The 23378-nt window shown below is 56.8% G+C and carries 25 protein-coding genes and 1 pseudogene; 1 reads left to right on the top strand and 25 read right to left on the bottom strand.

The annotated features are described in order from the left end of the window. Positions 1 to 62: 62 nt before the first annotated feature. The 25 genes from HS122_19550 to HS122_19430 all read right to left on the bottom strand — a co-directional run bounded on the left by HS122_19550 (position 63) and on the right by HS122_19430 (position 23073). Complete coding sequence (locus tag HS122_19550) at positions 63 to 362, bottom strand: hypothetical protein (protein ID MBE7540590.1); 300 nt, start codon at positions 360 to 362, stop codon at positions 63 to 65. A gap of 12 nt (positions 363 to 374) precedes the next feature. Beyond that, entirely contained in the window at positions 375 to 851 is a 477-nt protein-coding gene (locus HS122_19545) for a TraV family lipoprotein (protein ID MBE7540589.1), read from the bottom strand. Positions 852 to 859: 8 nt separating this feature from the next. After that, positions 860 to 2092 (bottom strand): hypothetical protein, encoded by a 1233-nt coding sequence (locus HS122_19540; GenBank protein ID MBE7540588.1) that lies wholly within the window; start codon positions 2090 to 2092, stop codon positions 860 to 862. A 64-nt stretch (positions 2093 to 2156) separates the two neighbouring features. Continuing rightward, positions 2157 to 2864 (bottom strand): type-F conjugative transfer system secretin TraK, encoded by a 708-nt coding sequence (locus HS122_19535; GenBank protein ID MBE7540587.1) that lies wholly within the window; start codon positions 2862 to 2864, stop codon positions 2157 to 2159. A 158-nt stretch (positions 2865 to 3022) separates the two neighbouring features. Beyond that, the gene (locus HS122_19530; GenBank protein MBE7540586.1) at positions 3023 to 3733 is read right to left on the bottom strand and encodes a hypothetical protein; all 711 of its coding nucleotides are present in this window, start codon (positions 3731 to 3733) and stop codon (positions 3023 to 3025) included. A 90-nt stretch (positions 3734 to 3823) separates the two neighbouring features. Next, positions 3824 to 4249 (bottom strand): hypothetical protein, encoded by a 426-nt coding sequence (locus tag HS122_19525; protein ID MBE7540585.1) that lies wholly within the window; start codon positions 4247 to 4249, stop codon positions 3824 to 3826. Positions 4250 to 4253: 4 nt separating this feature from the next. Beyond that, positions 4254 to 6359, bottom strand: coding sequence for a conjugal transfer protein TraN (gene traN / locus HS122_19520; protein MBE7540584.1), 2106 nt, complete (start codon positions 6357 to 6359; stop codon positions 4254 to 4256). Further along, complete coding sequence (traL, locus tag HS122_19515) at positions 6352 to 6630, bottom strand: type IV conjugative transfer system protein TraL (protein ID MBE7540583.1); 279 nt, start codon at positions 6628 to 6630, stop codon at positions 6352 to 6354. Before traL ends, traN begins: the two co-directional genes overlap by 8 nt. A 6-nt stretch (positions 6631 to 6636) precedes the next feature. Next, positions 6637 to 7113 carry a hypothetical protein gene (locus HS122_19510; GenBank protein ID MBE7540582.1) on the bottom strand — a complete coding sequence of 159 codons (477 nt, stop codon included), beginning with the start codon at positions 7111 to 7113 and terminating at the stop codon, positions 6637 to 6639. A 116-nt stretch (positions 7114 to 7229) separates the two neighbouring features. After that, on the bottom strand, positions 7230 to 7904 hold the full coding sequence (locus HS122_19505; protein ID MBE7540581.1) for a DsbA family protein: 675 nt from the start codon (positions 7902 to 7904) through the stop codon (positions 7230 to 7232). Further along, positions 7885 to 9267, bottom strand: a complete 1383-nt coding sequence (locus HS122_19500; protein ID MBE7540580.1) for a type II/IV secretion system protein — start codon at positions 9265 to 9267, stop codon at positions 7885 to 7887. The genes HS122_19505 and HS122_19500 overlap by 20 nt, the downstream gene beginning before the upstream one ends. A 24-nt stretch (positions 9268 to 9291) precedes the next feature. Then, entirely contained in the window at positions 9292 to 9801 is a 510-nt protein-coding gene (locus HS122_19495; GenBank protein ID MBE7540579.1) for a lytic transglycosylase domain-containing protein, read from the bottom strand. Continuing rightward, positions 9761 to 10825 carry a DotD/TraH family lipoprotein gene (locus HS122_19490; protein MBE7540578.1) on the bottom strand — a complete coding sequence of 355 codons (1065 nt, stop codon included), beginning with the start codon at positions 10823 to 10825 and terminating at the stop codon, positions 9761 to 9763. Before HS122_19490 ends, HS122_19495 begins: the two co-directional genes overlap by 41 nt. Further along, positions 10825 to 11856 carry a hypothetical protein gene (locus HS122_19485; GenBank protein MBE7540577.1) on the bottom strand — a complete coding sequence of 344 codons (1032 nt, stop codon included), beginning with the start codon at positions 11854 to 11856 and terminating at the stop codon, positions 10825 to 10827. Before HS122_19485 ends, HS122_19490 begins: the two co-directional genes overlap by 1 nt. A gap of 17 nt (positions 11857 to 11873) precedes the next feature. Continuing rightward, a complete protein-coding gene (locus tag HS122_19480) occupies positions 11874 to 12560 on the bottom strand; it encodes a hypothetical protein (GenBank protein ID MBE7540576.1) in 687 nt (228 codons plus the stop codon). 123 nt (positions 12561 to 12683) lie between these two features. After that, on the bottom strand, positions 12684 to 13727 hold the full coding sequence (gene tadA, locus HS122_19475) for a Flp pilus assembly complex ATPase component TadA (GenBank protein MBE7540575.1): 1044 nt from the start codon (positions 13725 to 13727) through the stop codon (positions 12684 to 12686). 1039 nt (positions 13728 to 14766) lie between these two features. Continuing rightward, positions 14767 to 15399: a hypothetical protein gene (locus tag HS122_19470; GenBank protein MBE7540574.1), complete on the bottom strand. Its 633-nt coding sequence runs from the start codon at positions 15397 to 15399 to the stop codon at positions 14767 to 14769. 17 nt (positions 15400 to 15416) lie between these two features. Further along, the gene (locus HS122_19465; protein MBE7540573.1) at positions 15417 to 15866 is read right to left on the bottom strand and encodes a hypothetical protein; all 450 of its coding nucleotides are present in this window, start codon (positions 15864 to 15866) and stop codon (positions 15417 to 15419) included. A gap of 12 nt (positions 15867 to 15878) precedes the next feature. Then, positions 15879 to 16880, bottom strand: coding sequence for a Flp pilus assembly complex ATPase component TadA (tadA, locus tag HS122_19460; protein MBE7540572.1), 1002 nt, complete (start codon positions 16878 to 16880; stop codon positions 15879 to 15881). Between the two features lie 104 nt (positions 16881 to 16984). After that, on the bottom strand, positions 16985 to 17539 hold the full coding sequence (locus HS122_19455) for a prepilin-type N-terminal cleavage/methylation domain-containing protein (protein ID MBE7540571.1): 555 nt from the start codon (positions 17537 to 17539) through the stop codon (positions 16985 to 16987). A 25-nt stretch (positions 17540 to 17564) separates the two neighbouring features. Continuing rightward, positions 17565 to 18566 carry a type II secretion system F family protein gene (locus tag HS122_19450; GenBank protein ID MBE7540570.1) on the bottom strand — a complete coding sequence of 334 codons (1002 nt, stop codon included), beginning with the start codon at positions 18564 to 18566 and terminating at the stop codon, positions 17565 to 17567. Between the two features lie 71 nt (positions 18567 to 18637). After that, entirely contained in the window at positions 18638 to 20353 is a 1716-nt protein-coding gene (gene tadA / locus HS122_19445; protein ID MBE7540569.1) for a Flp pilus assembly complex ATPase component TadA, read from the bottom strand. After that, positions 20353 to 21678, bottom strand: coding sequence for a type 4b pilus protein PilO2 (gene pilO2 / locus HS122_19440; protein ID MBE7540568.1), 1326 nt, complete (start codon positions 21676 to 21678; stop codon positions 20353 to 20355). The genes tadA (HS122_19445) and pilO2 overlap by 1 nt, the downstream gene beginning before the upstream one ends. Before the next feature lie 4 nt (positions 21679 to 21682). After that, positions 21683 to 22201: a hypothetical protein gene (locus tag HS122_19435; protein MBE7540567.1), complete on the bottom strand. Its 519-nt coding sequence runs from the start codon at positions 22199 to 22201 to the stop codon at positions 21683 to 21685. 14 nt (positions 22202 to 22215) lie between these two features. Then, positions 22216 to 23073, bottom strand: a complete 858-nt coding sequence (locus HS122_19430; GenBank protein ID MBE7540566.1) for a hypothetical protein — start codon at positions 23071 to 23073, stop codon at positions 22216 to 22218. 190 nt (positions 23074 to 23263) lie between these two features. Between HS122_19430 and HS122_19425 the strand changes: the two are divergent. Continuing rightward, positions 23264 to 23347, top strand: a pseudogene (locus HS122_19425) (RNA-binding protein). Positions 23348 to 23378 lie beyond the last annotated feature (31 nt).

Below are 23378 nucleotides of genomic sequence, written 5' to 3'. Positions count from 1 at the left end.
CTTTGCGGCGTACTCCGCCGCAACATCGAATTGATTGTTCGAGCAACAAGCATCGGCAGCGATCAGAAGCCGGCCAGGGTTGCGGTAGCCATCGTGGAGACGATGTTTGGCCCATAGTAGGCGGCGGCGGCCAGGCCTACTCCGATGCCAAGGCCACCCAGCGAGCCGCGCGCGATCCCTGCGACCAGCCCGTAGAGCAAGCCAGCCAGGCCGATCACGATGCCCAGGGTGCCTTCGAGCGAAGTTTGGATGAATGTCTTCAGGCCATCGAGAAACGAGCCCCCGGTGCCGGCCAGCGCCATTTCCGAGACGGTCATGAGCGCAACAGCGAGGAAAACATACTGCGATTGACGGGTTTTCATAGTGCTACTCTCCTATCTAGGTGGTTGGAGGGGTTGGACGGTGCTGCCTGACTCGGCCCCCTTGCGAGGACCATCGACCTGCAAGGGAACGAGTTGCTGGGAGGATCTGAAATCCATATTCCCAAAGGACCACTTGCGCGGTGTAACCTCGGCAAAAACATAGCTTGGCCAGTGCAGCGCTTTCTTGTCGTCCACCCAAGGGGCGATCCAAATGCGCAGCACACTCGCCGGCTCGAGAACCGGGGCAGGCCAACTCGGCGCCGGCATGGGCGCCACGGCCGCCTGACTGACGCTTTGAGTCGGCGCGCTGCTTGTGCTGCGTACGGCATGTTCCGAGATGGCCTGTCGATAGTTGGCGCCATTCGTGGCCTCATATACGGACTCGACCGACGAGCACCCCATCCCGTCCTGTTTCTTGTTGCAGGCAAACTCGGATTTCTCGCCAATCCCCATTGTTGTCGTGCAGCCGGTGATCGCCGCTGCCGCCATAAATACTATCAACGCCCGAACCACGAACCCTCCCATTTCGATTTGCTGCCAGACTGGCCGATTGCGAGCTGCACACCGCGCACCAGAATAATTGACACCTCGACCCCACCGGGCAGTTCGACCACCGGGTACATTTCTTTGGCGGTATCGAGATAAAATTTCGAATAATCAGCTGCAGCTTGCGATATCCCGCGCATTGCACCGCCTCGCATCGCCTCCGAGATCTCAGGTGTCTGTGTTTGAGTGGTTCCGTTGCCAGAGATGCTGATGGTGGGTGTCGTGGTTGGCGTCATCATTTGGCCGAAACCCGACAGAAAGCCTGCCATAAGGCCGCGCGCGAGAAGAGCGCCTTGCTTTGTTACCACCTGGCCACGCAACCCTTCCTTGCCGTCCATGTCAACGGCATAGCCATCAAGCCGGGTTTCGATCACTCCCCCTGTTTGCGTTACGCAGGAGATTGTCTCCGCACGCAGGCGCACTCTTTCGGAGGACATGATGCCGTTGCCCGCCATAATGACGAAGCACTCCCGTAGATCCTGTGTAAAGCGATTGGGCAATATCGCGTTCTTCTTTAGTCTCACCAGCACTGGCACCGGATTTTTTTGCCCCATCCCTGACGTCGGCGCATCCACGCCATTGAGCAGCACACCTTGCATGACAGTGCCGGCGGGTATGTATTGCGTGACCTGATTGGTGGCTGGCGCTTTACCGCCGTCTGCCGCCGCTTTAACCGGCGCTTGGGTACGCTCTTGGCCGATCCCCACTTGGGCTGCCGTTTCGCCCTCTACGCGCGGTATTGACGCCCCCTCTCCGCCTTGCACCCTAATTTTCGGTTTAGGTGGCTCAGATGGCAGGCTGGGCTTGTCGATCGGAGGAGGCAGATCTCCAAAATCACCCGCCGGCTTCGCCGTCTGCCGATTTGCCGCAATGGATTGCTGGAGCTTCAGCTCGTCACGCAGCCCAGCCACTTCCTTCTGCAATTCGATAATCTGCCGGTTTTCGGATTCTTTCCTTGCTTGCGTGAGATCTGCCACTTGTGCGCTGATTCTTTTGTTTTCTTCCTTCTCTTTCGAGATTTCCTGAATCATTGAGGATATCTGGTTGCGTAGTTCTGCTAGCCCTTCATCCTTTCGATTTGGCATGACCAGGCTCATATCTGTTTTGCTTTCCACGCGAGCCGTGGGCGCTTTCTCACGCCGGAATACGGACGCGGCGACAAACAACACCGTGAGCAACCCCACGATTAGGATTGCCCTTTTGCGCTGAGGCGATACCTGTGACCACCACTCCTTTAAGTGAGCCACGCTAATCCTCTTTCCGGTCCGCGATTATGAAAACCATGGTTGTTTCGCCCGGCGCCAAGCGCGCATTGCGCCAGAATGCAACCGCCCGCACACCGTCCTCATGAAAGGATGACTCGTTCAAATCGATCGGTTCGCGGCCGGCGTTTTCAACGCGATATCGGAAAACATTGAATGCGTACCCTTGGTACATTTTTTCTGGCAGGACAAGGACGCCGCCTACTCGCGCCGCACCAACCCTAAGCGTTGCTTCCTGATAACCCGGAGGCACACCGCCCTGGACGAATGCGGTCATGACTTTCCGCAGGGCGTCCGTGTAGTCTGATGGTGGGGCAGCCAGATCTTCGCTGCTCTGCGCCTGTGCTGTGGTTGCGCCATCCACTCCCTCCATTACAAGCATGATGTTTTGCCCTGGAAGGCCCGCACGAGGTATAAGCGTCAGTGCTGCAACACGGCTTCCGCCGCCGGAAGCTCCCTCCGCAATAAACATTCCTATTGGTGCCTCCTTGTCGGCGAGAAAATATATATCTTGGCCGACGCGCTGGAATTCTGTGCCGGAAGCCTCAATGACCTTTGGCTCCCTGAATGGTGTGGATATGCGGTTAAGGAACCCGAGGCCGACGTAGACGATTTCATTGCCGCCTTCGCCGATGCGAATGATGTTTTGAGCAGTAGGTATTGCTGCTTGCCCTGGGGAACCGATTGCAGGCATGACTACAGCACCGCGCCTTTGCGGCGGCATGGCTTTCATGTCCAGCCTGGGCGGCGGCGGCAATATGTGCTCGCCTGTCGGGCCGGCTGACTTGGGCCCGCTTGCGCCGCCCGCCTGGCTTAGGCATAAGAGAACCGCCCCCAAAATAGGACGCAGATTCATTGCGCCCCCCCTTTGGCCGCTGCCGCATTCGATTCTCGAATCTCGATTTGCTCGAGTTCCTTCTTTGTTGTCTGCTCCTCGACCGATCGACGCTTGGCTTCCGCTTCGGCCTTTTTTGGATCCCTTAGCCATTCTTCTGTATGCGGGACATTGCCCTCGTATGAATCGAAGTGGGTAATAATGGGCTGCCCCTCTCGAATATCGATCTTGTACTCATACGTGACCGGTTTGATGAAAACGCCCCGGTTAAGGGTGGATGTCATCAAACGCCCTATCACGAAGATTTTTCCCGCGCGCTCCTCCCAGGCGACCTTCTCCGCCTCGAACCAAGCATGAGAGGTTGATTGCTGGAACTGATAATCGGCGGCAATAGCGCGCAGTTTTTTCTTGATACCGTCCGCAATCGGGGGATCGCAAAACCGATCAATAATGCCGATCGTGAATTCGATATTCCTTGGACTGATTTGTCCGATAAGGCCGGAGAAATACAAGCCCATCGACTTGAAAAACTCCGGGGTGGCCGACCGCCAGCCCATGATGTAAGGCTGATCGATGTTTGGCGGCACTACCACCAGGCGATCCCGGTTATGAATGGCCGCCCCGCCCAACACCAGAACGGCCGCCGACAGTATCAGATTCGCGACAAGCAGCAGCTTGTTCGAGAGCGATGCCATCCGCCATGTGGCATTCAGTGTGCTGAGTTTCATCGAAGAGTCAGGGAGAGATAAGCCATACTGAATAATATGGTTCTCTGACAAGCCGTGCGCCGGGGAAAAACGCTTACAGGAGGGGTGAATTCAACGCCCAGTGCCGGCGATGCCCTTACTACCCCCCATCTGCTTGTGTAACGCCTCTGCCCTGGCTTGGACAGCCGCTGGATCCAGCGTTTCGGCAGGAGGCCGGCCGTTTAGGCAAATATTGAGTTCGAATGGGGGAATCGGCAGGGTTATGACCTTCCCTTCCAAGGTTTTTACCCCCCCCTGAGAAATGGCCACGCGTACTCTTTTGCAGGTAGGGTCCTGGAATTGGCCGACGACCTCTACCTTGGCTTGCGGGGTTTCCGCTGAGCCTGTTTTGGCTTTGATCATCTTGGCCATGGCGTCAGTTACCGGGCCACCAGCACTTCCGTTCTTTATGGCCAGAAAAATATAGCCATTCAGATCTTCGGCTTGTGCCAATATGGGCACGACCGACAAGATCAGGATTGCTGCCGCTTTGCGCACTATGCTATCTCCCCAACATGAACCGAATGCGATCTGCGGTGTAATCAACCAAATCAGGGTCGATTACCTGCTCAGATATTGCCGCCGGATCCACCGAGTTGATTGCATCCTCTCGGCGTCTATCGCTATGAGTCATGGCCCGGCTTGTGAAATCCGTGCCAGGCAGTTTCGCCGTCCTCATGATTTCATTCATGAACTGATCGAGCGGCAGACGAGAAAAATCGATTTGCGCGAGCTGTTCTGGAGTAAATCCAGCGCAATTAGCTCGCCCCATCCCAAGTTGCGCCGCTCCGTAAGTTCCGATGATCTTGGCGAGTCTCGAGTTCCAGCAGCACCAAGCCTCGACATAAACAATACACAACCCAATGATTGGAATTTTCTTGGCGCATTTACGCCCCAGCTTCACGCATAAATCGCCGCCTCTTCGCATAGCCAGCATCTTCTCGTCCACTGTGCAGGACATGAGTTGCTGTATTACGAAGATCGCGATTTGCAGCGCCAGCACGTAAGGATTGAAGCCTAAATTCAAGCCCTCGATTCCCATGATGTCTGTAATCGTGAATAGGTTGCCGCCCTCTCCAAACAGATTCAGGCCCTGGCCGATAATACTGTCTCCCCCTAGCATATTGGCCAAGAACCCTCCCCCAGCCCCCCCGCCGTAACTGAGCGTAAACCCATAGAGCGACAGGCGCAGATTAAATCCGGCTCCCGGATCCCAGGCACCGGATGACCAGGCATCGATGGCCTTATCCATCATCCAGTCGCCGCCCTTCGTGAACATGAAGTCGTAGACGTAATTCGAGGCCAGGTGCGTATTGCCCAAGGCGTTTTCGATGAATACGTCGGTAACGGACGGTAAAACCTGCCGGTTAGTTTTAAGGGAATCCCCGTCGCTCGATGAGCAGCAATTCGTACCGATGATCGGATCCCGGCATCGATCAACAACACCAGAGAAAAGCTTTAGCTGCTGGGCCTCCGCTTCGACCGTTTCATCCACGCACTCCTCGCGCTGCCGGTCGCATGCGTATACCCCGCCTTGCCGTAGCACTTCCATGCCAACCATGGCATTTGCAAAGTCCGGGTTCTTTTGCGCCGGCGTTGAGGTGCATGTGTCCCCAATACAAACCTTTGTGCTGCAATTCGTGCCGATCCTTGCTGAGTCTGGCGGAGTAAAGGCGCAGGTATAATGATTTTCTGCAAGAACCGGTTTGCCCGCCATGAATTTCAGCGGAGACTCCCCAACAAACATGCAGTTGGGATCAGCTTCCAAACGCTGGCAAGGCCAACTTACGTTCCAGGGCTTGTCGGGTTGCCAGCAGGTGTAGCCGCGGACGAATTTAGAACATACCGTCACATACTCTGGCTCCTCGCCTTCTGGCGAGATATTGACGCGCGTATACTCGCTGCACTCTTCTTCGCCTACTTCGCATTTGGCGTCTTTCTCGAGCGGGATGCAGGCTGCCTCGTCCCTCGTGGTCCCGATGACCCGGTCGGCAACGGTAATAGCAACCGGGATGTCGCATGTTTTCCCCTCCGCCGGTTTATCGACGTTGCATACATCGGCTCTTTGGATTGCTGGCAGCGGCTCCTGTTTTTCGCTGCATTCAAACTGTGTACTGATCGCGTTCGTGACGTCTACGCGGCCGCGACTGATATCCTCTTCCGCCTTGTCGTGGGCTGCCTTAGCTTCCTGCTTGAGCTTCTCGCCGATGAATTTCGGATCGTTCTTGTCCAGGTATGGATTGGGCTTCCTGTGCGCACGTGCAACCGTCAGCACCCCCTGACATTCTGTCCGTTCTTTTGGCGTGAGGCCGGCATAGCCGACGTTCTCGGCCATCTCGCATTCTTTTATCCGCTGGATATTCGCCGCGGTATGCGCCTCTGGTGTTTTCCCCTGGGCATACAGCTGGTTGAGCGTCGCCTCGTCATACTCTGAAGGCGTGCCAACAATTGTCTCCGGAGCATTAGCGGTAAGTGCGCGCAACAATTCCATCTGGGTGCGTACTTGGCCCAGATCCGGGGTGTGGTCCTGCGCAAACGCTATTGCAGATGTCAGCTGGGTGACAATCACACAGCAGGCTGTCAGACGTCGCCAATGCCACTTAGACATGGAAGTAACGAACTGCCCCGTTGGTAAATTTGCGATTTAGTGGTATCAACCCGATGCGGAAAAGCCAGTGAAGCAGAAAATTTCGCATCTGCTTGCTCTTGAAATGAGAGAACACCTTATGCACCGCATAGGAAATCAGCAGGCATTGGGTGAGCGTCCCGGTAATAATGCCCAGCCCAATAAGTGTGACAACAGGGGCGATTTCGTCCGCTTCCCACAACAGTATCTGGGGCGGGTTGTCGATGTACTGCGGAATGGGTACTGGCTCCAATTGCGGCTATCCCTTGATAATGACGACGATCTCAGCCTCCGCGCGTGGCGTCCCCACACTTCCTGCCACACCGATGACGCGCTTCGGATCCACCCCCTTGCGCGCAAGCCAGTCGCGAACAGCTTTGGTGCGCAACTCGGTGATGCGCTTGTGCTCCTTCTCCTCTGAATAGACTGTAAGACGTATTGGGCTGCCCGGATTTGCCTTGGCTACAGCGAGAAGAGCTTCCATCGCACTGGATTGCTTGGGTATTGCGGTCGATCCCTTGATGAATTCCTGCTTGAAATGGAGTTTGCGTTCGATATCAGGTGACGGCTCCCATCGGCCGCTACCCTCCTGGCGCCACCAGACCACCTCCGCAGCGCCCATGCCATCGAACCCATCGCAGGTCGTATTCCCAACCACGGTTTCCTGAGATGGTCGTATGAAGGCGAAATCCGAGTAGGCCTGGACTTCGCGACTGCACAATCTGGGCGGTTGCACATATACCAGCGATATTTCGCCCCCACCGATTTCTGATATCGAATCAGGTGCCCTTTGTCCTACCGTAACGCAACCCGCGGACATCGACAGCATGGCCGCGACTACCCATTGGAGCCTCAACCCTTCCCCCTTCCAGTCTCAATTAGGTATTTCGATGTAACCGCGTTAAGCAAATCGAACAGATTCGAATTCACCCCCTGGGTAACCTCGGTGCCGACAACATAGCGCCCGCCGATCGCCATCGATGGAGTTGAGTCGACCTTGTATCTGGCAAGCATTCGTGCCGCTGCAAACACCTTGTCGCGGTTTTCCTTGCTGCGCATCGCATCATTCAAAACACGCGGATCGATGCCAATGGCGCGTGCGGCTGCCAGATAAGTGCGCGGGTCGCTTGCCGGTTGGCGGTGATCCTGGATAGCGGAATACACACGCTCCATGAACAGATCCGTATTCCCAGGCGAAATTCTCTCTACTGCGTAGTAAGCCGCCGCCCCCACCATATGGGCGGGGTCCGTTGAGGCCACGGGTGTCATCTCGAACTTGAGAGTTCTGGGCAAGCTCTTCCCCCATCGAATAAGCGGCGCATGAGCCTGCCTGCAGTAGCTGCAGGTGCCCATAAAGAACACGCGCACCACATTCGCATCCTCATGCACAGAAACGGTCTGATATGGCATGTCCATGTCCGGAAGCGGTATGCCGGCCGTGCTTTGCGCCATAGCGCTCCACGCCGCAAAACCGATCGCCGCGCCAAACAGAACAGCACGCCAGTTGCTATAGATCTGTGACTTCATCGATATCCGATTGCGAAACGTAACGCTGTGAAACCAGCACATCCTCAAGCGTCATCCGACGCCCCATACGTGACGCCTCGAGTTGTATCTGCTTGCAAACATCGTACTGATATGGGGATAGCTTGCCCAGCTCGATCAGGCGCTCGGGTAGCGTACGGAATGACCTTAGGTGTTCGGAAATGGAGGAGACCGTGTAGGCCTCGGTAACGCTTGTCAGGCCGCGCCGCGCAAGGTCGGCGGCCGATGCTGCAAGAGTCTGGTACTGCGGCTGCCGGCGTGCCACTGTTCGTATCGCTTTCGGATCCTTCAGCGGCAGCACGTTGCGCACCGTTCTGTCGATGACGATTAACTCCATCACGGGAACCCGTCCGTCGTAGCCATCCTCTCCTTCGTTTTCAACGGGAACGCCGAAGACGTTGTCCGTAGAAACCTCGATGTCATGGTTCTGCAGCCAGAATATCTCGGCTTCTGTCGGAGGCGCCATGTCGTGCCGCTCAGCCAGTCGGCGTACAAGCCTTTGCGCAAGCACGCCACGCAGCGCTGCGCCAAGCGTGCTTGGGTCGGCGCCCAGATCGAGCATCCGGCCTACCGATGCCGCGGCATCATTGGCGTGTAGCGTAGAGAGCACGAGATGCCCTGTCATCGACGCCTGCAACGCAATCTGCGCGGTTTCCGCGTCCCGGATTTCCCCGACAAGGATCACATCAGGGTCCTGCCTCAGCTCCGCGCGCAGCACATCGGCAAAAGTCAGGTTGCCCTCGATGTTGGTCTGGCATAGGCCTGGAACGCGATATTCAACCGGATCCTCGATGGTTGAGATTTTGCGCGTTTCGTCGCGCAGAGCGTTCAATATTGCGTAAAGAGTGGAGGTTTTGCCTGATCCGGTCGGGCCGGAAACCAGAAATAAGCCATGAGGCTCGTGCAGCAGGATGCTCACCCACTTACGCACCTCATCGGTCATCTCGATTTCGTCGATCGTTCTGAGCGTGTTGCGCTGATCCAGCACGCGGCAGACCAGCGATGTACCGTGGATGATCGGCGTAAACGACGCCCTTACATCGATGCAGACGCCATCGTTTTTATAATCAAGCGAGAATCTGCCATCGAGCGGGCGTCTTAGATCGGACAGCGGTAAATCTGTCCGAGCCCGGATCTTGTTCATCGCATCGATCGACAGCATGCGCGGAACAGATTCAATGGTTGTCAGTGTGCCATTGATACGAAAACGAACCCGCGTATCCTGCTCCATGTCCTCGAAATGGATGTCGGAGGCGCCCTTTCTGACGGCGGAGAGAAACAGCGAATTGAGCCACTGGACCGTTTTCGCATCGCGCGAGCTGGTGGATATGAATAGGTCTGGCATTCCATACATAGACATGCCGGCCTCCTATCCTTGGACTCTGATGCGGGGAGCTTCGCGCACACTCGGGACGGCCGGCGCAGATCCCGCGACCTCGTTTGCTGTTTTGAGCACTTTGGCGGCATATTTGGCCTGCTTGGATGGGGTGACCGCGTTGTAGGCCCCGACGGCTTTCCACGTATACCCGTGTCTCGCTACATTCTGCGCAAGTATCCATGCACCAACATGAATGCTCGTGCAGGCGTCATAGAGATCTTGTTCCGAAATGTTGTAGCGCTGGAGTGTCGATAGCCACGCGCTGTTGATCTGCATCATCCCTATATCGTAGGTTTTGTTGGCATTGCTGCGGTTAATGGCCCGCGGATTGAAGTTGGATTCGGTCTTTGCAATAGACCAGAGCAGGAGCGGGCTAATTCGATAGCGGGCACCGGCCTGCTCGAAACAGGATGTAACATGATGGCTGGCGGCCACCTTGCCGCTCGCTAGCAAAATCGCGCTAGCGAGCAACAATATCGATGCGGCGTGCCGATTTATCATAGACAATCTCAGCTTTACCCTTGGACTGGCGGCCGAGCGCTTCAAGAACGGCTTGAAGTGGAGCGTTGCGGAAATTCAGCTTAACCTTGACCGGCTTGCGCGGCTTGGAGACGATGCGATGGGCTACTTCCGCCTCCTCTGCCAGGCGCTCCACTGCCTTTACCAAGTCCCCTTCGTAAGTAATCGTTATGGTCGAGGCCAGCAACGGGTCCGGACTTGCGGCCTTTGTCTTGACTGGTAATACGGGAGGTGATGTCTTGATCGACTTCGCATCGATTCCCATTTGTTTCATGAGCGCCTGTTCCGCTACGGACAATTCGGTAGAGCGCGCATCGGGCGCTGCCGGTGGCGGTGTAGGTGGAGCAGGCTGGCGTGAAGCAAGGTCAGACAGGAATGGGCTCACGCCTCGACGTCCTTGTCGTAATTCGCGTACCAGATGTTGGACGGCGCGCAGCGCATCGGAATCCGCTTCGAAATTAACCGCGCCCGCAGCCATCTTGATATTTGATGCCCCGGTGCCCATCAGCTTGGTTGCGATCTCTGTCTGGTTCTCGAATGATGGAAGCGCGAGCGCAAATCCCTTGCGATCCGCAAACTCGATTGCATCTCGGTGGACAATTGTTTGCAATCCAGCCTGGTTGCCAAGGTTGCGCAAGGCGCCGAGAAGTGAGCCGGAAACCACGACCGGCCCTACCATGCGACCGGATTTGACTACGGCGCCCTGCCCCGAAAACCGGACTGCCATTCCATGATCCTTGAGTAGAATGGCAGCCACATCCTTGACTTGCATTCTTTCGGTGAGATGAAGTCGCGCCGGAGTGGCCTCCAGCGCGGCGGCCGTGTCTGCGTCGGCCTCCCGTTCAAGGATTCGGTAGGCTGTTCTGGAGGGGGTTCGGGCGGCCTCGTCAATACGGTAGAGGACGCCCTCGCGAGTTGTTTTTACTCCGTGCAGGGCTTCATTGGCGTGGACCGTGCCGCCCAGAATCAACCCGAAGATGAACAATAAATGTTTCGAGATCACCATTAATGCCTCAAGCCGGCGTGTTCGGCGATGGGTTCAAGAGCAAGAGTCCTGGCCGTTTCCGGACGGCTGAAGTTGTCGAGTTGCTGGGGATGCTGCGCTTCCTCCACGACCGGCCCGCGATCATCGGCAAGAGCCCTGATTTCCATGGTTTTTGGCACTCCAGACATCATGTCCGCAATGCGGTAAGCAAGCGGCTTATTCTTGTCCGTCACCAGGCGAACGAACTCGCCCTCGATCGGCTGCTGCCCGTGCCCGACCAGCCGTACGCGCATGCCGGCTTGCAAGCCTTTCCTGCGACCGCCAAAGAGCAGCATGGCGATGACAAATCCGATTACCGCGGAGCCCGCGAACCATGTCAGATCATCTCGACTGAAGCGTTCTTCAAGGCGCCTATTTATGCTTTCCTGCACCTTTCGCGTGTCATCCATGGAAATCGCGATACTGGTGACAAGGCCTGTGACGGTATTGTTCAATCCATCAATTTTTGAAGCGACTTCCGTTTCGGCTTCCTTTATTGAGTCGATTCTTTGTTGAATGATCATGTCCTGGATAGCGAAAGAGCCCTGCGCCGAACCGGATGCGACAGTTGGCGTGACTTGCGCCCGCTTGACGGCCGGCGCTGAAGAGGGGGTGGCCGTCGACTGAGCCGCGCCTTGCTCTGGCAGCTGCACCGTAAAATGTCTTACGACGCTTCCGGTGTTGGTTGAAATATCCATGACGACGGGAAGCAGCGGCCCGCGCGGCGCGCCACCCGTAATTTCGATGACGCTTTTCCCGCCTGCGTCCTTGACCTCGGCATTCGCATTCCTGAGCGACTGTGGATAGAAATATCCAAGCGCGGCATATACCCCTTCAGCGGCCAGCGCAACCCGAACGCCTGTTTCATTCCCAGTCAAATTCAGAGGGACACGGAGTCGTAGCGGCTCCCCTTGCCTCGTCAATACTTCCGGCGTGCCCAAGGTGAACGCCGACGATGCTCCTGGTATGGCGCTGCCGAGCAAGGCTGCAATCATTGCAAGCACATAACGCATTCGTGGTCCTCCGGTTGCTAGAAGATTCTGACTCCGGCGTCGCTGTCGTCCTCGACAGAAGATCCCTTTGCCGTTTTAGTGGCGGTCATCGTTTTTGTCTTGGATGCTGTTGAGCGCTTCAGCTTGCCTGCGTCTGCCTTTGATTGTTGCGGCGCCTGCTGTTCTTCGCGTTCGATGATCGCTGTGGCGGCAATGACCACATTTTGCGTCGCTTGTTCTTTCCCCTTGGCAGGAGGGCTATGGCTGGCTTGGCTTTCTGCCGGGCCAGGCGAAGCGATGACGGCTTGCTCGGACTCGGTGGTCTTCTGGGCTTGCGGGGTGAGGGTCGGCGCTGAATCCGATTGTGCCGGCCCTGCAGTGGCTGCCACAGGTTGAATGGCCGTCGTCGGTTCTGTCGCCGGAGAGACTGTCGTTGATGGTTGCGTTGCTTGCGGCCCCTGTTCCTGGCGAGGCACGGCTTCGACTCGCAATGGGGGCAGGTCCGGTTTCTTCGCCCCTTGCTGGTTGATCAGTTTGGATATGGGATCGTTGCCACCGCCGATTGAGCGGTTTTGGTATTGATAGCCCATGAATACGAGTGCCCCGATGCCCACCAGCACCGATATCCCGCGGACTATTAGGGTTTTTCGATTGGGGATTTCAGCAAGCGTGATTTCTGCGCTTGCATCCCGCTCAGTGGCTTCCTTGTTTCTCCTGAAGAACATGGCTGACGCATCCTTTTTTTAACCCAGAATGCATGGTAACCACGTTGCCTTGATTAATTAGGCCGGAAAAACATCCCCGGAACATGCGTTTTCGTCGAAAGCCCCCGCTCTTATCGTGTCCCTTCAGCCCGGCAGCGACAATGGATCGTACGCAGCGGCCAATGCCGTGTCGCGCTCAATCTGCCCGCTGCGCACTAGAGAGGTCAACGACTGGCCCATCGATAAACACCCCTTGTCGCCTCGCTTGATGGCGTCCTCAATGGCCGGCCACTTTTGCTCACCAATCTTCGTGATGATCTCGCGATCCTGGCAATGCAACAGCTCCGATGCCAAGATAAGGCGGGACTTGTCCTTGCTGGGCACGAGCACCTGCGCCAACACGCCGATCAGCGAATACCCTATGGTGCTGCCATCCGTTTCCGACATTTCTCGCAGCTTCTGTATGGCGCCTATGGCGCTGCGCGAATGCATCGTTGCTACGACAAAATGGCCTGATTCGGCTGCCCGAAGAGCGGTCGACGCAGTGTCCTGGTCCCGTATTTCCCCCACCATGATGACGTCGGGCCTTTGCCGAAGTGCTTCCTTGAGGCCAGCGGCATAGGACTGCGTATCTACCCCCACTTCGCGTTGCGATGTAATCCCCTGCCCCTGGTCCAGCACGTATTCAATCGGATCCTCGATGGTAACCACATGCACCGGTCTGGCCTTGAGAATGTTCGACAGGATCGCCATGATCGTCGTGGTTTTGCCCGACCCTGTGGGGCCGCTTATCAAAAGCAGCCCCTTTGGAGCTTTCGCGTAGGTATGAACGATGGGCGGCAGCCCGAGATTGCTCATGCTGTCCGGCGCCCTGCGGATCGGGCGCATCGATGCCGCCACGCGCGTTCCGCCATCGATCGTATAGGCGAAACAGCGGTAGCGCATATCGCCAATATTCCGCAGCTTCAGATCGATTGTCACCGATACTGGCTGGCCCTTTCGCATCTTGGCTTCCCAGCCTTTATCGAGAGACTGCAGGAAGGTTTCCATGTCATGGTCTTCGATTTTACCGAACTTCGCATCCTCCCATCCGGTGGGTTTGCGCAAACGCAACGGCCTGCCCTGCTCGACATGGGCATCCGAGAAGCATCCTTCCTCGTTCGCCAGAAACCGGAGTATTTCGTTCATAGAGGCTCTACAAAAAAACCGCGATCGCGGGAGGAATCAATAATAGATCTTGATCATCCCGTTGGCGCCATTTGCGCCATTCCCACCAGGGCCGCTGCTCCACCAATTCACATTCGCTGCCCCACCCACACCGCCCAACGCGCCTTGTCCGTTTTCAAGGCACTGGTAGGTCTCAGCGCTATACCATGTGGCGTTTGGAGTGCCGGCCGTGCCCATTGCTCCGGTTGTCGCTCCCCCTCCGCCCCCGCCTCCCTGACCGACGTTAAGCGTAAGTGTAGTGCCAGGCTTGATTGTTGTTATGGAGAAATACTTATACCCACTTCCTCCATTCCCTCCTTTTGAAGATTTTGTTCTCGCTGGGTTGGCTACTAAACAGTCAACCTCATTGAACCCATTCACCCCTGGATATGCGCCTCCTCCTGAATAGACCCATATAGTCGTGCTTGAATACTGGTTGGAATACGCACAAAGGCTGTTGGTTGACAGAATATTCGAGGGTGTCTTATCGACATGCCCGCTTCCACCCCCCCGCGATAATGCGGACTGGTTCAGAACCCAAAGCGGGCTTGTTCCTGTTGAGTAGGCCCCCGGCCCACCCGCACCGCCTCCCCCGCCGCACCCGATAGAAACCAATCTTCCGGCACTATTCTGGACGTAGGAATCTCCGCCCTTCCCGCCGGCTCCACCCACACTCCCTGAATAAGGGACACCATAAACTGCGCTTCCGCCCCCGCCGCCCCCGCCGCCGGCGCCGGCCACTTCCAATCCGATACAACCAATGTCATTGGGAACGGTCCAGGTCGTTGTCCCGGGCGTGGAAAACGTAACGCTGTTGGTAAAGGTTTTAGTGACATTACACGTTGCCGCATCGAGCGTAGCGGCATCACCTCCGCCCGCCCCTGCGCTCTTGGGTGTGTAGATGTACCCTGCAACGCTTCCAGGAGTAACTACGATTGGCGCCGCTTGGGCCGCAGCGAACAGCGTGCTGCAAAGGATGCCCGCTGCCAGGTTCCAGATATGGCGCATACAGTCTCCTCTCCTAATCCACAAAATCACTCAGCTTGGCCTGCCACGCGCCCTGCGTACCGCAAATGAAGCGCTGTGTGTTATCACTGGCATGCCACGGACAGGGATGCGAGACGCCATCCGGCACTATGCCGGCATTTATCCCCGCCAGCGTCGCCGCCTTGTCGAGGGCGCTCCCCTGTTTTGCAAGCGTTGCCATGGGCGTGACCGTGACTGCGCCTACCGTGGTGGCCGCCACAACAATGCCCTCAAGAGTTTGCGTATCGATCTGGCGATAGATCGCTGCCCACCGGCTGCCTTCTGGGGTTGTTTCCTTGAATCCTGCTGGCAGATACCCCTTCCAGATCAGCCAGGTCACATCGACGGCGCATGTTTTTTTTGTGGTGTTGTTGGCAACCGTTCCCCCCGTACCGTCGGCTGGATTGACATTTACCTTGCAGTAATTCTCCGGCGTCGTGCCGTCGGTGGCCGCAATGATCCCGCTCTTGTTAGCCACAGCGTAGCTGTCGGCGGCTTCGCGCACCTTGAGCATATTGTCTGCGTAGATTTTCGCGCTCACCTCGTGGGATGACTGCGCTGACTGGCGGAGCAGATACGCACCGATGAGTATCATGACCGTCATGCCCAACATGACCTCGACGAGCAAATATCCCCGCATCGATCTCAAATGCATTTTGCCGCCTCCGTCGCCAAGCCGGACGGATTCGCCGGATCTCCGATGACAACCTTGTCAGTACCAACCGGCACCGCCTTTTCCGTGCGCTCTCCCAGCAAGTGCCTCTCGATGCCAACAGCCGTTTGCTTGTCGGGGAATGGCGTGCAAATCACGAAGCCACCGGAGCCGTCGGCGACCAATTTCCAGTCCGCTGGATACGTGGCATCCTGCACGGCGGCAGGCCCTGCTGTTTTAATGCTTGCCCAGAATACAGATCCAGTTGCGGAAGGGTTTGCCTTCATATACGCATGAGAATAACGAACGAAATCCTGGTACTTGTGCAGGTAGTTAATTTGCGCCGCCTTGTCCACCTCAGGCTGGGTTGCCAGCATGCCTGGCTGGTTGACTGCCAACACCAGGCCGCTGAGCAGAACCATAATGAGAAACGCGCCCTGCATGGAATACCTCTCTTAGGCGGCCTGCTTTAAGTGTTCCATGAAGATATCCGCGCCAGACATGACCTGGTTATCCTGGTATTGGATATCTCCTTCCAGATGTGTCAGCCTGCCTTCCCGCAGCTTGGCCGCAACCGCGGTACGCCCGTTGGCGCTGGCCAGCACGCGCGCGGTCAGATGCCCATTCACGATTCTTTGGTGGATCACCAAACGCAGCACGTTTGACAATGAATCCAGCGTCGATTTCAATTCCATGCCTTCGGACGCCAACCTGACCAAAGTATCAAGGGACGAAGGAATGTCGGTGCCGAATCCGGTGGCAAAGACCAGGAAACCGGAACTTGCTGCTCGCACCAATGCGGCTGCAGATTCTGCGTCGCGCACTTCTCCCACAAACAGAATGCAAGGTGTCGCCGATGGTTGCGAGCGCAGCACTCCGCGGAATGCCGACTGCCAATCCGCCAGGCTGTCTCCGGGAACCCAGGTTTGCGAGCAATACCCCTTTCCATGCCATCCGTTTAGCGGCATCTCAGGCGGATCTTCGACGGTGTACGCGTATCCGCCGAATTCAGTCAACCTGGAAACGACAGCGGCAGAGCATGACGTTGTCTTGCCTGACGCCGGTGCTCCGATAACGTAGACAAGCCCCCCCGTAAGCAGATGAGGCGACATCACCAGCTTCTTTACCCCTGTTGGCATCGGAGTGGGCAGCTCGGTGATGATGGGCGGCGTAGAGGCCATGCGACGCAACCTCAGCCAATCACCGTCGACAGCCTGCCTATCGCGTCGGCCTCGGAAGAAGTACGGCCCATAGGTAACCATGAAGTCGTCCTTCTTGATCTTGTCCGTATATGCGGTGATCTCTTTCACAAGATCGTCATATTCGGCTGTTATGGAGGTTGGGCCTGGAAACAAAAGCGACTTGCCGGGACTGGCAAGACATAGATGCATGTCAGTTATCTTGTCGTTCAATTCCATCTTATCTAGGCCTTTGATAATTCGCAGCCACGTAAACATCGACCAATGGCTGCGATAATTTCCTCCGCACCTCTCTCCCGCTTCTTGCGAACTGCGCAAAAAAGCGGGAGCCCTGGCGCCATCGCTTGCTTCCGTCTTGTGCGTTACTTGACGTATGCGGTAACCACGGTGGTGGCGCCGCCGCACTGCGTATTGGCCTTAGCCGAATCGATTGATCCGGATGCAGCCTTGACCGTATACGTGGCATGCTCGGCATCGGCCGCTGCCCGGGCCGCGGTATGCACATCGATGCGGTAGGCAATGCCGTCGAGAGAACCGATGGTCTCAAGGCACTGGTCGGCCGGCACATCGACCTGAGCCACGAAGTGGCTTGCAGCGCCAGCAAAACCGATCGTCTTATCGTATGCGTTTCGAATGGTCGTTGTGCCGGAATCCCACGTCAGCGGCTTTGCCAGCAGCTTGGCGTCGTTGACGGCCGACGGCGTGACCGCGGCATAAGAGCCAATGCCCTGCCATTTGGTTTTGACCCCCACAACCAGGTTGGTTGTCGACGATTGATTTTGCTGCGCAGTGTTCGATGCGCTCACGTTCTTGTAACCGATGAACGCACCGCCGATGATAACGGCTGCCACACCGAGCACCAGCATCAGTTCGGTGATCGTAAAGCCCTTCTGTTTGCTTCGAATGCCTTGAATCATGACTACTCCTTTCAGTAAAAGAAAATCAAACCGCTCTGCTTGTAAGCGACATGGTGATCGACATAAAGCTGGCGGCCGTTAGCGCCAGAAGCCCCGCTACCAGGGCCATCAGGATGTTGCGAATCATGTTGGCCTGCACGACCAGGCGGCGCTCAAGGCGTGCGATGCCGCGCATAGCCAATGATTTCAGCGAGGTTGCAAATGTTGTGCGCCCGCCGTACATGCGCACTTCCCATGCGGTTTCCTTATCGAACATGGAGTTATCCCCCACAAGGCCCACAATGGCTTCTGCCTCGTTGCGCCCGCGCCGCATGCGTGACTGCATTCTTTCGAGATGCTCCCTCTGCCACGAACTGCCAATTGCGTGCAGCTGGCTAATTGCACTCCCGACCGGAACGCCGCTCTCAACCATCATGGAAATTGAGATCAGCAACATGGATGCCTGTATCTGTAAATAAACCGACCAAGGCATTACCCACTTGTCGAGCGCTTCGCGAACCGGCCCCACCCATTTGGTTGCCGTTACGGCAAATCCAAACGCCACAAGCGCAATTGCCCCGAACAGCGAGCCGAGAATCAGCCCCGTGTTGTCCGAAATTCCGCCGAGCACTCGCGCCGAAAACGACCATCGTGCCCTCGGAAGAATGTCCTGCATGATGGGTATGATGTGCGATGACATCATCCACATGAACCCACCCAGCATCAGCAGCAGAATGGCAGGGTAGGTCATGCTGCTGATAATTGTTCCTCGGATTCTGGCCTTGACCTCCATCATCGAATGAACTTCACTGAGACCGGCTTCCAGGCGCCCTGCCCTTTGCCCAGCATCAATAAGTGCCGATTCGACTGGATCAACCCATTTGGAAAGGGCCTCCCCAAGCGTTGCAGGAGAGCCCCCTGCGCCTCGCATAGCTGTCATGAGGGATGACAATACTTCCTGAGGAAACAGGCTTAACTGCTGGCACCCCGCATGCAGACTTTTCAGTGCATCGAACACCGGCATGCCGTCTGCGACAAAGTCACGCATGAGTGCGTAGAAGCGCTGCCGCTTTGATTGCGAAAAGGAGAGCCTGGCTAGAGTTTCCTGAAGCGCTTCCATCACCGTAATATTCCGCCTTCGGCGCTGTAATCCTCGGTGCCCGCATCCGAGTTCAGAAGGCCTATTTGGTTCTCAATGTCGTGAGGGCTGATCATGCCGCCGCGCATCTTGATGATGGCATCCTGCAATACCGTAGCCGGCTGCCCCGCATCATCGATATGGCCGCCGGTTGCCGTCTTTTTCCAATAGGCCTCTGCCTCGAGAAATTTATTCGAGCTCAGCAGTGACAGTAGGCGGCGGTCAGGAACAACGATTTCGGACACAACCGTCCGTCCCGAAATGCCTGTGCCGTTGCACTTCTGGCATCCGTTGCCTCGCAGCCTGACATCGCTGTCATGCATATCAACTACATGCTTTAGCCTATACAGCAGCTGCTCGTCCACCTGATCGGTTTCGCGCCGGCCAACGATCGGGATGGAGCATTCACGGCACAGGACCGGAAGTAGCCTTTGATACAGGATGCCGGCGATGAAATTCGGCATCGTCAGGATCTCCCATGGCAAGCCGATTTCGCGCAGGCGCACAAATGCCCATAGGGCGCTGTATGCATGCAGCGTGGCAAACACTTTCCTGCCGGCCAGCACCATGTCGCGCGTTACCATGGCGCTCTCGCTATCGCGAATTTCCCCCACCATGACCACATCCGGGTCCTGGCGCAGCGTGCCGCGCAAGAATGTCGTAAACACCGAGCCTGTCGTACTGTCCTGCAGTATTGCCCGGTTCCTTGCAACCGGGATTTGGCATGCCCCAGGAATTGTGTATTCGACCGGATCCTCGACTGTGATGATTTTGATTTCTTTGCCGCGTCGCTCGAAAATGCGCCCGATAACCGATTGCAGGGTGGTGCTCTTACCCGATCCCGTGGGGCCGCAGACGAGCACCATGCCGTTCGAGCCGGAAGACAACATGTCGAGGAGTTGCAGTTTGTAACTGGAATACCCCAGGGATTGCAGCTTGGGTATTTCGGTTTCCATCCAAAGCAGGCGAATAACGATGTGGAAATTGCCAGACGGATAGATTGGGGAACTGCTAAACCGAAGCTGCATCTGCTTACCGGAAGAAGACGTCCATTCAATGGCGCCATCCGCCACTTCAGATTCCTTCCAGACTACCTCTTTGGATCCGGCATCCGCCAACACCGAGTAAAGCACCTGGCCTACAGCGCGTGCCGTATCGGACGTAATGTTGGCGTAGAAGGTGCGCAACCCATTTACGCGGAAGAGAATGTCGGCGCTGGCGCCACGTGTCTCGATGTGCACATCGGAGGCCTTCGCGGATTCAGCTGCGTTGATGATCTTGCCAATCAGCCGCTCGATATCGGTCGCATCAGACGCGGTGTCAATGGCGCTACTTCTGACGGACTGATAGGCAAGCCGCACTATGTCTTTGGAAGCGCGAACGACTGTTGCGTGATATCCGGCCTTCACCACACGCCCCCGGACATCGTATAGCACCGGCTTCGCAGCCGCCTCCTGGGTCGCCAGGATTGCCACTGTATTATTGGCGATCGCGATCAGGGCAAAATCCTCCCTGCGCTCCAGCGGTAGCTCAAGCGCGCCCTTCGCCCCGGAAATGAGCACCCCTTTTGGAAGATCCTCGAGGCGCTCTATGACGTTTTGATCATTGGAGCGCCTCTGCTCTTCCACTTCCGTAACAGTTGCCGCTTGTTGTACCGCGGGATTTAAGCGTAACGCACGCGGAAACAGAAGGCTCATCAATCCCCCTGCTTCGCTAATGACAGCAGCACCTGGCCTGTCATGGACACTGTGGCGTCGTTGTCGCTCATCATGATCATGACCTTTTTGACGCGTACGCCGGACTGTGACAGGTAATTCGCCGCAGCTGACGCCGTATGGAGAGGAAATGTGCCCTGCCATTCCGTGATATAGCCCAACACTGGAGGGCTCGGAGCATTGGTGGCTTTTTCCAAGCCTGGCGGTGGACTTGGCAGCGTGGCTTTCACCTCAGTGTTTTGTTGCATGAATTGCACGGAGCCACGCTCAGATCCGAATCTCGACTGAAATGAGGCCACCCTTAATGCATCTTCCTTGCTAGCCAGACTGAGCAGGCTCGGCTGCAAGTCGATTGCCGCAGAGGTTAGCACCGTTCCCTTTGTCAGCTGCGCTATATCGGCTGGCGCTTCCGGAAGATGCGCCGCATATGCCGGGCTACCGCCAGATCCTTCTGCCCGCGCCCATGGCACCCAGTTGATGGTGCAGCTTTGAGCGCCCACTTCGCACTCAATTTTTGATGCACTCCAGCCATTGCGCGGTAGCGCTGATTGAGCGACTATGGTGCGGAGAGCCGACATCGCATCACTCGGCCGCACGCCCTTTCTGAAATCCTCTCTTTGCCGCTCAATTGACTTGCCTATATCGACCAACCACGCGCTTTCGAGACGAGCCTGTTCTTTTTCCTTTTCCTCCTTCGATTGCATCAGCGATTGCCGGCTTTGTTCGAGCGTGCGATTCTTCATCAGCATTTGGTACGAGGTATAGCTAATTACCCCGGCGACAGCCACTGCGGCAATAATAAGCGCGAGGAACACCTTGCGAATCACTGCCCTCGCTCTTGGCGGATTTACGCGCGATTCTGCCCATTGCTTCGGCGTTAGATCGGTAAGTGCTTCTTCGAGCGACTTTACCGCGCCCGGCCAGTTGCCGATGATGCTCGCCCCGGGATTGAAGGAGAGAATGTCGGTGATCATTTGCTGGGCGCCACCCTCGGTGCAAACGATATCGTGCTGCGATAACGGAATCCCGTCCCGTATAGCGGCGACCCAGACCGCCTCGTCACTCAGACGCTGAGCGATCATGGCGTTGGTGTATGCCATAGAGCAAGCCAAAACGCCTGAGTGCAGTTTGCCGGATGCGCCCTTTGGAGGACGGAAAAATCCGAGCACGCGATCGCCGCCAATCCGTTTGTCAACGAAATGGCAATCCTTGTGTTCGACCAGCTGTTTTTTTGCTTCCGCCTTATCGGCAGGAAGCAGCCAATCGCCTCCAAGTATGATTGTGTGCTTAGCGACCTTTATGAGCATGGTGCTACTTCGGTTGCGGCGTAGGCTGAGCGGGCGCGGTTGGGGCAGCCACATTAAAGTTGACAGGAGGAGGGGGAGGAAGAAGCGCAGCCGGGATCTCCGGCCCCTTGCCTTGTTGAGTGCTACCCGCAGTTGCAATCGGAGTGAAGAGCAACTCGGTCATGGTTTCCTTTTTCCCCTTCCTACTGATGACAACCATTACTCCTCGTGCAGTAATGGCCGCGATTCGCACGCCCTGCCCGATGTAGTCGTTTTCCCCTACCGTCTCAAGACGGCCATCTTCGTGTAGCAGCTTTGCCTTCGCACGCCCGCCAAACTCATGTATGGCGACAATCTTTGGCAGGGGAGACAGGTTTGAGGCCGCCCTTGCCCGCTCGGCGCGTAGCTCTTCTTGTTTGCGCAGAATCTTGATCTGCGCATCCATGTTCGCCATGTCGTCTAGCCAACTGTGAGGCTCAGCAGCCCATACTGGCGCCGCCAGAATCGCTGCGAGTGCAATTGATGTCGGTAGTCTCTTGATCATAAGGTCTCTCCGGATCAGGCGGCTTTGCGGGAATCGTGCTGAGCAGGCCGCTGAGCGGGATTTAGCGCTGCATCTTTCTGACCGCCGAATACCTGCATGACAATCACCAGCAGATTGCGCTGGGTGTGCGCGGTCTTGCTAAGGTTGCCGATGCCCGCTGCCTCTTGGGTTGCGTTGCGGTCGGAATCGAACCCGAACAAAACAATAGACTCCCCATCTCGTACAAACGCCTGCTGCTGCAGCGTTTGCGTCGAAACAGATGGAGTTTGAATGCTGGCACTCCCGCTAGAGACCTGTGTGAGCGCCAAAAGCGAAGAGAGATTGATTTGATACTGGAGAAGAATGCGGTTGTCTCCCAGAATCATCGGCAGAAAATTAGCCGTAAACCCCACCGTTTGCTTCCCTGGCGTGAGCGTTGTCGTTGTACCCACATTCGCCGCTTGGGTCGTGCTTGTCGAGGCTAGGTACGTGATTTCTTCAGCAAGCTGCATGGGCGCCGGCTGGCCATTGACCGCGATTACTTGCCCTGATCGTACCAGCGACACATCCCCGAACTGCTGCAGAGCGCTGATCATTAACGAGGTCTGATGATTGGCGCCGCGCGACTCTACCGTCATGGTGCTTTGTGCGGCGGTGGTCGCCAATATTGGCGCTCCGGCGACGGCCAGTCCGTATTTGCCAAGAATGCCCAGTAGTGCGGTGAGCGAAAACCCCCCCCCCATTTCCTTTGACGCATTCACCGAGTAGATTTTCACGTCGATCATCACGTTCTGGGCGAATCGCCGGTTGATCGAATCGATGTACTCGGCAACCCTGTCTAGGGTAGGCGGAGGCGCAGTAACCGTGATTATTCCGAGCTCTGGATTGGCCACGACTCCCGAGACAGATGCGCCGCCTCCGGCAGCGGGAGCGCCTGCGCCACCCCGCGCCGCACCTGTTGCAGGAGCTGCCGCTGATGCCGTTGAAGCGTTGCCTTCCGAAAGCATAGCGCCGATCGTTTTAACGATTGCTGAATACGGATCGATCGATTGCGTTGATGAGACGCTAACGCTGTCGGCCCCCCCCCCGCCTCCTCCAGACGCGCTACCGCCTGCTGCTCCGCCGGCCGCGCCACCAGCGCCACCACCGGCTGCACCGCCGCCACCGCCGGCGCCAGAGCCGCTCAAGGCTATGGATG

This window comes from Opitutaceae bacterium (assembly GCA_015075305.1).
Taxonomy (GTDB): Bacteria; Verrucomicrobiota; Verrucomicrobiia; order Opitutales; family Opitutaceae; genus UBA6669.
This window is presented reverse-complemented; position numbering and strand designations above follow the sequence as displayed.